The following is a 12,343-nucleotide window of genomic DNA, read 5'->3' on the forward strand; positions in this document are numbered from 1 at the left end:
TTTATTCTTTAAAATGGTTACCTTTATTTTTTAAGAACACCGTACTATGGATTTTAAACTGCCCATATACCACATAGGGGTCGCCCTAGATGCAAACCACACTATTAAAATAGCAATTTTGCAGAAAACATGTAAAGGATGGATAGTTTCCCATTGCGAGCAGATTTCTAAAGATCAAGAATGGTTGCCTCCAAAAAAATACTTAACATCATCTGTCACATTTTCGTTAAGAGGAACCGATAGTTTAATTAGAAGTTCGCTGTCTTCATTAAGAAATAAAAATAATATTTTAAAAATAGCTTTAACAGATCTAGAAACCAACGCACCCTTCCCTTGGAATTCGTTAGTTGTTGCTCCTCAGTTGGGGAAAAGAAATGAGTCGGGAGAAACTCCTGTTACCCTTTGGGTAACTCAAAAAGCCAGAGCAGAACGTGAGGTAGCCCTTCTACATAAAGCGCGTATTTTTCCTGATAGACTATCTTGCCAACCTGCAGACATCTTCTCTTTTGTGCAGCAGACCCCCTTAAAAGCTCTTCCTGCGTATTTCTTAGTTTACACGGGTTCTTCTGAGACCTCATGCCTTTTTGTCCAAAATGGCTCGGTTTTAGTCTCTAGGTCATTTGGTAACGCCCAGGACAACTGCGAGAATATTGTAACAACGCTAGATTACGTAAAAGAAACGTATCCTTCTATAGAACTATCAGCTATTCACACCGTACATATTCCTGAAGGATTAAAAAAATCTTTAGAAAATAAACTCTCTCTCCCTTTGATTGCCTGCCAAACGACAACCTTTGGTTTGGAGGAAGAAGAATGGGCAAATTACGGTGATGCTATTATCACAGCATATCACGGTGTCTCAAAAAGGACTCTTGTCTTACCCTACAACCCCGTGTTTAACTGCGCGGAATCTCAAAAGCATTGGTTTAAACGCTCCGCTCTGGTTATAGGGAAACTGGCATTGCTATCCTCAGCAATCGTAGGTATAGGTTCTACTTTAAAACTGGCATCTCTTTCTCACCGCGTGCGGGAACACTTTGCTTTAGCGTGTCCGGAAACTCCAAAAATCCCTAAATCTCTTTGTGGTTTAGAAGAAGCTCTGCGTACTGCTGTATCTTCGAATTCTCACTCCGAGTATCCCTATCTCCCAACAATTCCCACAAGCAAAGAAACTATGCTGTTTCTTTCTTCGATGTCGCAGAATACCCCCTCCGTGAAACTTTCGTACTTCTGTTATTCCTTGGTATCGTTTCCTTCGCAGCAAAATCCTACCCTACCCTACAAAGCAAATATCTCTGTCAAGGGAGAAGGAAATCCCGAAGACGTATCCGAATTCCTCCGCAAAATATCTATGCACCCTAAACTCTCTAACATCATGCAGACATCGTCTAGCGGACGCACTTTTGAGTTACAATTCACTATAGTTTCCCAGGAAGTCCTATGAAAAAATGGTCTTTAATTTGTGCTCTTATTGCTTTGAGTTTAGTTAGCTGCCTTCCTGTTATAGGGATTGTCTATAAACATGCCCGGACAACAAAGCGTTGGGAATCTCTAAACTCGCACATTCTTACCTTAAAGTTGATGAAAGATCAATTCGACCTAATTAAGAACAAGAATGAACACCTCAAACGACGTCATAAAAATATCCAGCCCCAAGAACTCCTCCAAGCAAGTAAGCAAATTCGCCTATTAGGTAGGGAGCAAGACCGGTTAGCCTCCCTCAAAGAAAATTCCTTGATTTCTCAGAGTAAAGAAGTGTGGTGCAGGAAACAAATGTTTCTCTCATCAAACAATCAGGTGATATGGTTTATCGGACAGATTGCCGATGATCTGATATCATTACGTCTGGAAAATCCCGTAGAAGCTGATAGTGATAATGTTGAAGAACTTTTCTATCTATTTGATGCCAATAACCCTAAGGCACCTTTGGCCTTCTTTACACATTGGGAAATGACAAAACATACTACACCATTAAACAATCAGGTGTGGTCTATAAATGCTGAGGCTATAAGTCGATGGTTATAAGAAAATTTTTATGTTTGTTTCTTCTATGTTGTGCTTGTATGACTCCAGGGTATGCCTCTGGAACTTATGAGAAACTCACACTCACAGGAATTAACATCATCGATAGGAATGGCTTATCGGAGACAATTTGCTCTAAAGAGAAGCTGAAAAAATACTCTAAAGTAGATTTTCTCTCTCCTCAACCTTATCAAAAAGTCATGCGTATGTATAAAAACGCACGAGGAGAAAATGTCTCTTGTTTGACAACATACCACCCCAACGGACAATTAAAACAGTATCTTGAGTGCGTGAATAACCGTGCTTGTGGACGTTATCGAGAATGGCATAGTAATGGAAAAATCAAAATCCAAGCAGAGGTCATAGGAGGAATTGCAGATCTGCATCCTTCAGCAGAATCAGGATGGTTATTCCATGGAACGACTCTCGCGCACAATGACGAAGGCATACTGGAAGCTGCTATTAATTATGACAAGGGTTTACTCCAAGGAACCTCATATTACTACCATTCTAATGGTCAGGTTTGGAAAGAGTGCTCTTATCACAAAGGCCGCGCTCACGGTGATTTCCTCACGTATACATCTGAAGGATTTCTACTAAAAAAACAGACATATCAAGATGGAGAAAAGCACAGTGTATCCATACGCTATGAAGAACGCTCTAATACTGTGCTCTCGGAAGAAGAATACGATAACGGTCTATTGTTAAAAGGCTATTACCTAGACCCTGAAACTCATCAAATATTTTCTGAAATCACCAACGGCAACGGAACACAAGCGATCTATGGAAAACATTCTATCGTAGAAACACGGGTGTTCGTCCGTGGGGAGCCTCATGGAAACGTGACTGTATTTGATAGTCTCGGCAATCAAGTTCTGCAAACCTACACATTATCTGAAGGCGTAAAACATGGTGAAGAGCTATTTTTCTATCCCGATTCTGGAAAATCTAAACTCCTTTTAACTTGGAATCACGGCATTTTACAAGGCCCCGTAAAGACCTGGTATCCCAACGGATCTTTAGAAAGCTGTAAAGAATTGATAAATAATAAAAAATCAGGTCTGTTAACGTTGTATTATCCTGAGGGGCAGATCATGGCTACCGAAGAATATGACAACGAGTTGCTTGTAAAAGGCGAGTATTTCCGCCCTGGGGATCGACATCCTTATTCTAAGATAGATAAAGGTTGTGGCACAGCAGTGTTTTTCACATCTTCAGGAACGATTACTAAAAAAATCCCCTATCAAGATGGCAAACCCTTAGTTAATTAGCTATGGATACTTCCGTAACTACCGACAAAAACAAACAACGAGAATTTTTTTCTTCGCTACGACAATCTATACAAGAACCTCGGTTATCACAAGCTTCTCAAGCAATAGCTGCATTTGTTCGTCTACTACCCAAAGGAAGTTGTGTTCTTTCCTTTGTTCCTTTTCGATCAGAAATTAACATAAATTTGGCCAATCAGATTCTGATCGAAGACTTCTCCCTAGCACTACCTAAAATAGATAATCATGAACTGACACCTGTCCTGGTTTCTTCCCTAAACACTCTCTCAAAGATAGTACACCCCTTGCGTATCTCTGAGTTCAATTTACACTGTATCTCACCACAAGACATCACACATGTTCTTGTTCCAGGTTTAGCTTTTGATAACGATAACTACCGTCTGGGCTATGGTGGTGGTTGTCATGATCGTTGGTTAGCAAACTACCCACACCTGATCTCTATAGGCGTAGGATTTAGAGAACAAAAAACTCCTATTCTCCCTCGGGAATCTCATGATATTCCCTTATCTCAACTATTTTTAGCTTAATATTGTTCTCAGAAACATGTGTACAAATACTTTCTAGAGATTTTTTACTCCCTCATGACCAAGACCTTTGTCTTCACATTGAAAAATCTGTGAATTGTCAATAACACACCCTCTGTGTATGATGACAATCCACTGTCAAGGTGAACTACGAAAAATCTTTTACCTAATAATTGCAACAAACCTACAGATACAGAAAATGTTACATTTACAACTGCTTTCTATCTTGACTGGTGTGAAAAATTGGGTTATCCATAAAAATCAAAAGAAAAGCCAAGCATACATCTATCATCAAAAATCACCACTCTGACATCTCTTAGCTAAGTTATGAGAAGAAGCTTACCCATTCTTCTCTCAAAGTCCAAAATGCAAGACTATTGCATAGACAGTGTGGAAAAAAGGAGCACCTATTTAAATGAATGTACCTGATCGTAAAAAAGCACTAGAAGCAGCAATTGCCTATATTGAAAAACAATTTGGCTCTGGATCTATTATGAGTCTAGGGAAGCACTCCGCATCTCATGAGATCTCTACTATAAAAACGGGGGCCTTATCTTTAGATTTAGCATTAGGCATCGGAGGTGTTCCAAAAGGCAGGATTGTGGAGATCTTTGGCCCTGAATCTTCGGGGAAAACCACGCTCGCTACCCACATTGTGGCCAATGCGCAAAAAATGGGAGGCGTTGCTGCTTACATCGATGCAGAACACGCTTTAGATCCTAGTTATGCTTCCCTTATAGGAGCGAATATCAATGATCTTATGATCTCCCAACCAGATTGTGGTGAGGATGCTTTAAGTATAGCTGAGTTACTAGCAAGATCAGGAGCTGTGGATGTTATCGTCATAGACTCTGTAGCTGCTTTGGTTCCTAAAAGTGAACTCGAAGGCGATATTGGCGATGTACATGTAGGATTACAAGCACGTATGATGTCTCAAGCATTACGTAAGCTGACAGCAACATTAGCACGTAGTCAAACCTGCGCGATATTCATTAATCAAATCCGCGAGAAAATAGGTGTAAGTTTCGGCAATCCCGAAACAACAACAGGCGGACGCGCTTTAAAATTCTACTCATCAATACGTATGGATATTCGTCGTATAGGAGCGATCAAAGGTAATGAAAGCTTCGATCTTGGAAACCGGATCAAAGTAAAAGTTGCTAAAAATAAACTCGCACCTCCATTCAGAACAGCAGAATTTGATATTCTCTTTAACGAAGGTATCTCTTCAGCAGGATGCATTTTAGATCTAGCTGTAGAATATAATATCGTAGAGAAAAAAGGATCCTGGTTTAACTATCAAGATCGTAAATTAGGACAAGGAAGAGAAGCTGTTCGTGAAGAACTCAAGAAAAATAAGAAGTTACTCGAAGAATTAGAAAAACGTATCTTTGAAGTAACTGCTTCCTCAAAAACTACAGTTGAAGAGAAAAAAGAAGAACCTGTTGTACAACCTGTAGCTTAAATTTTTTCATCCCCTTCTCTTGATTACATATCAAGAGAAGGAGAAACCGCTAATTAATGACGGCAATGACAACCACATGAAGAAGGTTGTGAATCTGAAGTGGTCGAAGAAGCGGGAGAAATTGTTGAGCAAGAATCTTTCTCATCTAAGAAACCATCTAAAAACTCATACAAAGCATCACAGACTTCTCGAGAAGCTTGTAATATCTTATTACAATCATTGTTAAGTAGTGTTTCGATTAACACTTTTTCCTCACGAGCATGTTTTACATCAACATCTTTATGTACTGAGAAGTACTCGTACCCTTCAGGAGAAGTAAAACCAAAATATTGCTTTAATCCAGAAATTTTTGACTCTGCAACTGCAGGAATTTGGCTTTCATAAGTATATAAAGCCGAAATACCAGCTGATAATGAATCTCCAGAGCACCAGCGTAAAAATGTGTCTACTTTCTTTTGAGCTGCTGCACTAGGAACGTGATTTTCTAACTCTTCTTCAGTAACACCTAAAGCATAAGCAAAATTTTTCCATAGACCTATATGATTAGGGTTTCCAGCTTCTTCGTCCATAAGGTTTTCAAGAAGTAGCTTACGTGCTTCTAAATTATCACAGCGGCTATGAATTGCTGAAATATAACGAGGGAAAGCTTTAATATGAAGATAGTAATCCTTTGCGTATGCTTTTAGCTGATCTTTTGTTAACTCTCCCTTAGACCATTTCATATAGAAAGTATGGTTTAACATGTGTTTTTGATTGATATTTTTATCTAGTAAATCCAAACAAGGTTTCATTAACGTCTCCCAAAAGTTAAAATTATGTAGACTCCCAAGCTACAGAACGAAGCAAAGGACCGTATAAATCCTCTTTTTCATTAATATCTAATGCGGATAAATCGGACTGTAGCGTAGGCAAAGAATGAAAAGTAATTTTTGGCGCATCTTCTATAAGCGCTATAGGAGTATGTTCATTTCCCTCTCCCATACAAAGTACAGCAGAAACTGCTAAAGCATCTAAAAGATTAATTTGCGTCATACGTAGGGGACGGCCAAAACAATCAGGCTTCCCTATATAGCTGTATAGAGGAGAAAATCCATACCAACATAATCCTAATCCTAAAACACCTCGACGCATAGGTGTCGTATGGCTATCTACTATGATCACTCCTAAATTTTCTAAGCGATATCTATCCTTCAACCATAGGCCTAAAGCATTTGTTGAAGCTAATAAATCTCGCGGATATAAAACATAGTAATCCTGAGCATTGGATTCATCAATCCCCGATGAAGGAATCAAAATTCCTTGCTTCTTAGTGAGATACATATCATGAAGCTCGGAATAAATATAAGCCTCTGATTCTTTTTTAATTAATGCTTCCTTAGTTGTTGTTTTTACATCAACAACAGCACCTTCACAAAGACTCAAAACTTTTGAAGATAAAGCAATGATCGAATTCTCCGCCAACTGCGGAAGAGACTCCTCTAAAATTTCGTAAATATCATCATGAACATGAACTCTACGAGTGACAATCGGCGAAATTTTCATAAAAACAAAATGTTAAGTTCTCTTTCTCATCTAAAACAGTTTTCCTCCACCCTTTGATTAAAGATAGAGGGAAGAAAACATCACCCTCATAACACTTGTGAATATGAGTTATGAAACACCCATCCACCATCCGATTTTCTAAAAATAAAGAAAACAATTCTCCTCCGCCAATAAGAAAAATAGAAGAAAGTTGTTCTAAACGTCTAAATTCCTCTAAAGAAGATACCCAGATTACATTCTCGAAACTTTCATGATAATCCCTGGAAAAGACAATAATCTTCCGGTTCTTCTTATACTTATCAGGAAGACCCTCAAAAGTCTTTCTCCCCATGATTAGGACATGATTTCCTATAGTTTTGGAAAAAAATTCGATATCTTCAGGATAGTTCCACGGAAGCTTTCCTTGCTTTCCCATGACTCCCCGGGGGTCACAAGCAACTATACCGAGTATTTTACACATAAACCCCAGGCCATGCTGCTGCGGATAAGACCCTGTGGTTTGCTTCAACATCATGAACACGTAAGTAATTCACGCCTTGCTGTTGTAACAAAACCGATAAGCTCACAGTTTCCCAATCACGATCTTTAGCATCATATTTCCCCAACAAAGAGAAACACGATTTCCTTGAGTGCCCTACCAACGTAGCGCAACCAAGCTCTCGGAATTTTTCCATTCTGTGTAATACATTCAATGCTTGTATGGGAGTCGTTCCGAAACCTATTCCTGGGTCAAAAATAATTTGATCTTTGCTCAATCCCAAAGCAACAAAAGCTTCAATTTGCTGCTTTCCCCAGCTTAGCAACTGGTCTGAAGCACATGTGGTAAAAGCTAACGTTTTATCAGGACGTGGAGGAAGAGAACACGAATGATTGATAACTAATAATAAATTCGCATCTCTGGCAATCTCAGCCATTTCTTTAGAGCCGCCAGAAACATCATTTATCCATCGAATTGGATAAATTTCTAAAGCTCTCTTAATAATCTCAGGATAAAATGTATCCAAGGAAACGTCTGGATATTGCATACATCCTGACCATTTTTCCGCTAAAAGCTTGAGTACCGGCTCTAAACGGGCCCACTCTTGATCTACGTCAATCAACTGCTTAATTTTAGGGTTAGTTGCTTGCGCACCAAAGTCTATTACGGAAGCCCCTTGAGCAAATAATCGCTCTGCATGAGCAACAGCTTTAGAAGGATCAATATATAATCCCCCGTCAGAAATGGAGTTATCCGTAACATTCACTATGCCCATTAAAAAAGTAGTAGGAGAAAAGCTATTCAGAATAATCTCCTGAGGACAAGGTAGACAATGGGCTATTTCTCCAAACGTTTTTAAGTGAAATTCAGAATCTGGTTGATGGAGTTTTCTAGTAGGGCATAACGATGCCACAAGAGAAAGTAAGAACGGTCTTTCTAAAATCCTATGATGAGGTATGATGATGTCATCCTGTTGGTAATTTTCATCACCATATAACAGAATATCCACATCCAGAATCCTAGGAGACCAAGGTAAGGCATTAGGATCTCTACCAAGCTTACGTTCTATATGTTTGATCCCTGACAATAACTCCTTTGGAGATAGTGCAGTCCTTCCAATAAGTACGGAATTAAAAAAAGGCAAGTCCCATTCTTTTGGTGAGTCGGGCAACAATAAAGCCTTTGTCTCCAAAATTATGGAACTTTGTAAATCTTCTATGCCCAACTCTTTTAAAAGAGAAAATGCTCTACGAAAATTTTCAAAACGGTTTCCTAGATTGGAACCTAGAGATAAACAAATAAAATGCTTGGTTATCATAGTGAAATTTCCCTACTTATCTTAAAACAAATGGGCTTCAGTAAGTTAGGAACAGGAGGGCGTTCTTTACGCACTTCTAAATCTATTTTAGAAACCTTGTCTTTTAACTTTGCTTCTAAAGCATCCATTAAAATCTTAGATAAGTGCTCTACTAAAGCACAAGGCTTACTAGAGGCTACTTCTTCTATTAAAGAAGTGATTTCAACATAACAGCATGCATCCCCAAGATCATCTGAAACACAAACAGAGGGCTCTTTAAAGAAAGAAAGGACGACAGAAACTAAAATGGGCTGCTTAAAATAACGCTCCTCTGGAGAACATCCAAGACGCACCCATACACGAAAATCTGGAATAATGAGTTGATGCGATTCTGCGGCGACACCTAAAAGTTATAAAATGATTCGAGTTATTTTCCCTTGATATTCTTTGCTTTACCCGTGATTTTTTCTTCTTCTAAAAGATCGAGGAAAGCTCGCAATTGTTTTGAACGAATCGGGTGACGCATTTTTCTCAAAGCCTTAGCTTCAATCTGACGAATACGCTCTCGAGTCACATTAAATGCTGAACCCACCTCTTCTAGTGTTTTAGGCTTGCCATCCAAAAGACCAAAACGATGAATCAAAACAAAACGTTCACGATCCGTAAGGGTTTTTAACACCTCTTTCATTTTATCTTTAAGCATAGAATAGCCTGTGGCCTCTGCTGGAGACTCCACACCAGTATCTTCCAAAAAGTCGCCAAAGGAGCTTTCGCCTCCCTCACCAACCTCTGCTTGTAAAGAAATTGGATGCTGAGCAATTTTATAAATTTCCCGCACCCGATCAGGGGTTAATCCTAACTCTTCGGCCAATTCCTCTGGTGTAGGCTCTTTGCCCGTTTCCATCATTAATTTCTTAGCACCACGAAGAACTTTGTTTATAGTTTCAATCATGTGCACAGGAATACGGATGGTTCGTGCCTGATCTGCAATAGCACGTGTAACAGCTTGACGAATCCACCATGTGGCATAAGTAGAAAATTTATATCCTCTGCGATATTCAAATTTTTCTACAGCTTTCATCAAGCCCATATTCCCCTCTTGAATCAAATCTAAGAAGGAAAGGCCGCGGTTTGTATATTTTTTAGCTATGGAAATCACTAAACGAAGGTTGGACTCAACCATTTCTTTTTTAGCTTCCTGGCTCTTGTCCATCCAACGCTGCAGCATACGCACGTCTTTTTTGAACTCTTCCAGAGTTCTTCCTGCTGCAACTTCTCGCTTGTATAATCTACGCTTAGCAGCGTCTAATTTTGCTGCTGCAAACTTATTTCTTTCTGCTCGAACCTTCAAATCATTGATTTGCTGTTCCAATTGTAAGAAAGAATCATATGCTTTAAAGACAACCTCACCGAAATCTTCGGTAACATTGTGACGACAATGGAAACAACGCAGATAAGCTTGCGTACGAATACGACACTTTTCTAAATCGTCGTTTAATTTCGCAGTCTCTTCTTTCGATAAATTATTTTGTTTTAAAGCCAACAGCAAAGACTCTAGATATGCATCTTCTTCCTTAAGCAAACTAATTAACTTAGGAAGCAGCTTTAAGAAGTGAGCTTTGTCTTCGACTTCTTTTTCTGAAATAATTTTATCAAAACGTTCTTTTCCATTGATGAGGTATTGCGCAATAGAAATAGCTTCTTTTGAAGAATAACGAAAACGTAAGATAATCCGTTCAATTTGAACTTGAGCTTTTTCTATTCTTTTAGAAATTTCAACCTCTTCCTCTCTAGTTAATAGAGGAACAGTTCCCATTTCTTTTAAATACATACGCACAGGGTCATCAGGAGTCCCCTCTGTACGCTTGGCTAAGCCCTCTAGCTCTTTGGCTTCTTTTTTTCTTTCCTTTTGTCGTTCTACATCTGCTTGGTTCAGGACTTGAATATCCATTCCCGTAAGGAAAATCAGCACCTGATCGATTTGTTCAGGCGTATCGAAAGACATGGGAAGAATCTCATTGATCTCCTCGTAAGTAATAAAGCCCTGATCCTTAGCAAGAGAAACGAGTTCTTCTAACTTTTTCTGAGCTTCTTCTTCATGAGCCGCTTCCATAGCCTGGCCATTTTGTGTATTCATGAGCATTTAATTATTGGGTTGCAACAAAATAATAGGGCCCTAGCCTTTGGGTAACAGTTTAGCCAAAGAAAGATAGGAAATCTAGGGATTTTTAATAAGCATGGTCGATGATAGGTCTATCCACGAAGAGCATCTATACGCACCGGATAAAGAACACCCAAAACATGATTGTGTAGTGGGCCTTTATTTAAAACAGTTAAACAATAGTAAAAAGGAATTTGACCATGGTTTTTTGTTTTGATTATTATTTTTCCTGATCGCTCTTTCCGATCATAAAGACGAAGATCTGCTTCCCATTGAGGTAAACCAGAAACAACGACATCTTCATCCATTTTTAAAAAATCTTCTACCCCGTATCCCGTCCAAGTTTTAAATAAAGAATTGGCGAAAACTGCCCTTTGTGATTGCGGAGTATACACAAAAAGCATTCCAAGATTTTCTTCTCTAAGACTATCAAACAACTGACGACATTCCAAGGAGTAGTTGTGCACAGAAGATTCAGATCGTATATAACGAGAAGCCGTTAAAGAAGACGCTACTTCTATATTTTCCATTTTAAAAGCGATTTTTTTTAACTCCGAAAGAAGTTGCTTGGGCAATTCTTGCGAACTCGCTTTAGCATTTCTGGGTAGATTTTCTACCATATTAGATTCCAGCTGGAGCAAGTTGCGAATTTCACACATTAAATCCTGCACCTTGGATTCCAACTTTCCAATGTAGACTTGTCGCACATCCAACATGTTGTGCTGTTCTGTAAAAGTTGCCTGGTACTCTTCATTAAGTACTTGCTGATAAGCTAAAGCTTCAGCAAGTTCTCGATTGAGTTCCCGACTTTCTTCTTCCTTTTCACGGCACTCTTGAGATAAGGCATCTAATTGTAACTGCAGACATTGGTTCTCTTCCCTTAAATGAGCGACTAACCCCTCCAATTTCTGCATATCTGCCTTGGTTTTCATAAATACTCCACGAACGTGAAGTAGTTGATTCAGGAGTTTCTGATTCTGTGACCTCAATTGTTGACTTTCGTATTGGCGTTCTTCAACTGACTCACAGATTTTTCTTAACCCCTCATCTTTCTCAATAATTTTACGAATTTTAGTCTGTAAAAGTTGACCCGCTGCTGTTTTTAACTGCTTTTCTCTAAGTCCGATAGAGAAAAACCATCCAACCAAGGAAATAATAGAAAAAACAAAGTAGCTATATTTTTTTTGAGAATCAGACAAAAAAGGTAGACAAACGAGGGGAAGAAGAAATGCAACTATAGGGAAGAGGTAGTTATGATACCGAGCTATTGGGTGAAAAAATTTTTTCACAAACAACATAAAAATTCTCATCCTTTTCTCATGAACTCATAAAGTTAGCTTTACTTTTCGAGTCTTTTTAGAAAAAACCATGCGATTAATTCTATTTTTTATGTTTGCATAAAAGTTTATTTATCTCTCCCATAAAATACAGTCCATTTCCTCTGTTTTTATTTCTTTTTATTGTTCTTTCTTTTACAATCGCCCCCTTATTGTAACATAGTACCTCACTTATCAAATCTTAACTGAAATGTTAAGACAGGTTGACTCTTTCAAATAAAAAAGACT

At 38.7% G+C, this 12,343-nt stretch carries 12 protein-coding genes; 5 read left to right on the forward strand and 7 right to left on the reverse strand.

The features are described from left to right. The first annotated feature begins 46 nt into the window (after nucleotides 1-46). From FI836_RS02580 to recA, 5 genes are all read left to right on the forward strand, one after another. Entirely contained in the window at nucleotides 47-1,444 is a 1,398-nt protein-coding gene (locus tag FI836_RS02580; RefSeq protein WP_006343651.1) for a hypothetical protein, read from the forward strand. After that, nucleotides 1,441-2,025: a hypothetical protein gene (locus FI836_RS02585; protein ID WP_006343652.1), complete on the forward strand. Its 585-nt coding sequence runs from the start codon at nucleotides 1,441-1,443 to the stop codon at nucleotides 2,023-2,025. Before FI836_RS02580 ends, FI836_RS02585 begins: the two co-directional genes overlap by 4 nt. Beyond that, nucleotides 2,016-3,293: a toxin-antitoxin system YwqK family antitoxin gene (locus FI836_RS02590; RefSeq protein WP_033887528.1), complete on the forward strand. Its 1,278-nt coding sequence runs from the start codon at nucleotides 2,016-2,018 to the stop codon at nucleotides 3,291-3,293. Before FI836_RS02585 ends, FI836_RS02590 begins: the two co-directional genes overlap by 10 nt. Nucleotides 3,294-3,295: 2 nt before the next feature. Continuing rightward, complete coding sequence (locus tag FI836_RS02595; protein ID WP_014944082.1) at nucleotides 3,296-3,838, forward strand: 5-formyltetrahydrofolate cyclo-ligase; 543 nt, start codon at nucleotides 3,296-3,298, stop codon at nucleotides 3,836-3,838. A gap of 412 nt (nucleotides 3,839-4,250) precedes the next feature. After that, nucleotides 4,251-5,300: a recombinase RecA gene (gene recA, locus FI836_RS02600; RefSeq protein WP_006343655.1), complete on the forward strand. Its 1,050-nt coding sequence runs from the start codon at nucleotides 4,251-4,253 to the stop codon at nucleotides 5,298-5,300. A 53-nt stretch (nucleotides 5,301-5,353) separates the two neighbouring features. Here the strand turns inward: recA and FI836_RS02605 are convergent, their stop codons facing one another. The 7 genes from FI836_RS02605 to FI836_RS02635 form a co-directional block, all read right to left on the reverse strand. Continuing rightward, nucleotides 5,354-6,091, reverse strand: coding sequence for a CADD family putative folate metabolism protein (locus FI836_RS02605; protein ID WP_013462762.1), 738 nt, complete (start codon nucleotides 6,089-6,091; stop codon nucleotides 5,354-5,356). Between the two features lie 22 nt (nucleotides 6,092-6,113). Continuing rightward, a complete protein-coding gene (locus tag FI836_RS02610) occupies nucleotides 6,114-6,842 on the reverse strand; it encodes a putative folate metabolism gamma-glutamate ligase (RefSeq protein ID WP_014944083.1) in 729 nt (242 codons plus the stop codon). Beyond that, complete coding sequence (locus FI836_RS02615; RefSeq protein WP_015065829.1) at nucleotides 6,814-7,302, reverse strand: dihydrofolate reductase; 489 nt, start codon at nucleotides 7,300-7,302, stop codon at nucleotides 6,814-6,816. The genes FI836_RS02610 and FI836_RS02615 overlap by 29 nt, the downstream gene beginning before the upstream one ends. Beyond that, the gene (folP, locus tag FI836_RS02620) at nucleotides 7,295-8,638 is read right to left on the reverse strand and encodes a dihydropteroate synthase (RefSeq protein WP_006343659.1); all 1,344 of its coding nucleotides are present in this window, start codon (nucleotides 8,636-8,638) and stop codon (nucleotides 7,295-7,297) included. Before folP ends, FI836_RS02615 begins: the two co-directional genes overlap by 8 nt. Beyond that, entirely contained in the window at nucleotides 8,635-8,994 is a 360-nt protein-coding gene (gene folB / locus FI836_RS02625) for a dihydroneopterin aldolase (protein WP_028444378.1), read from the reverse strand. Before folB ends, folP begins: the two co-directional genes overlap by 4 nt. Before the next feature lie 50 nt (nucleotides 8,995-9,044). Then, entirely contained in the window at nucleotides 9,045-10,760 is a 1,716-nt protein-coding gene (locus FI836_RS02630; RefSeq protein WP_006343661.1) for an RNA polymerase sigma factor, read from the reverse strand. A gap of 110 nt (nucleotides 10,761-10,870) precedes the next feature. Next, nucleotides 10,871-12,076, reverse strand: a complete 1,206-nt coding sequence (locus tag FI836_RS02635; RefSeq protein ID WP_006343662.1) for a hypothetical protein — start codon at nucleotides 12,074-12,076, stop codon at nucleotides 10,871-10,873. Between the last annotated feature and the right edge of the window lie 267 nt (nucleotides 12,077-12,343).

Origin of the sequence: Chlamydophila parapsittaci (genome assembly GCF_006385615.1) — a bacterium.
In the GTDB taxonomy this organism is placed as follows: domain Bacteria; phylum Chlamydiota; class Chlamydiia; order Chlamydiales; family Chlamydiaceae; genus Chlamydia; species Chlamydia psittaci.

Bases quoted from the DNA above. Each gene is read 5' to 3' on its own strand.
- folP (WP_006343659.1), bottom strand. From the start codon at position 8,638: ATGATAACCAAGCATTTTATTTGTTTATCTCTAGGTTCCAATCTAGGA.
- FI836_RS02615 (WP_015065829.1), bottom strand. From the start codon at position 7,302: ATGTGTAAAATACTCGGTATAGTTGCTTGTGACCCCCGGGGAGTCATG.
- FI836_RS02605 (WP_013462762.1), bottom strand. From the start codon at position 6,091: ATGAAACCTTGTTTGGATTTACTAGATAAAAATATCAATCAAAAACAC.
- FI836_RS02610 (WP_014944083.1), bottom strand. From the start codon at position 6,842: ATGAAAATTTCGCCGATTGTCACTCGTAGAGTTCATGTTCATGATGAT.
- FI836_RS02595 (WP_014944082.1), top strand. From the start codon at position 3,296: ATGGATACTTCCGTAACTACCGACAAAAACAAACAACGAGAATTTTTT.
- FI836_RS02635 (WP_006343662.1), bottom strand. From the start codon at position 12,076: ATGTTGTTTGTGAAAAAATTTTTTCACCCAATAGCTCGGTATCATAAC.
- FI836_RS02585 (WP_006343652.1), top strand. From the start codon at position 1,441: ATGAAAAAATGGTCTTTAATTTGTGCTCTTATTGCTTTGAGTTTAGTT.
- FI836_RS02580 (WP_006343651.1), top strand. From the start codon at position 47: ATGGATTTTAAACTGCCCATATACCACATAGGGGTCGCCCTAGATGCA.
- recA (WP_006343655.1), top strand. From the start codon at position 4,251: ATGAATGTACCTGATCGTAAAAAAGCACTAGAAGCAGCAATTGCCTAT.
- FI836_RS02590 (WP_033887528.1), top strand. From the start codon at position 2,016: ATGGTTATAAGAAAATTTTTATGTTTGTTTCTTCTATGTTGTGCTTGT.
- FI836_RS02630 (WP_006343661.1), bottom strand. From the start codon at position 10,760: ATGCTCATGAATACACAAAATGGCCAGGCTATGGAAGCGGCTCATGAA.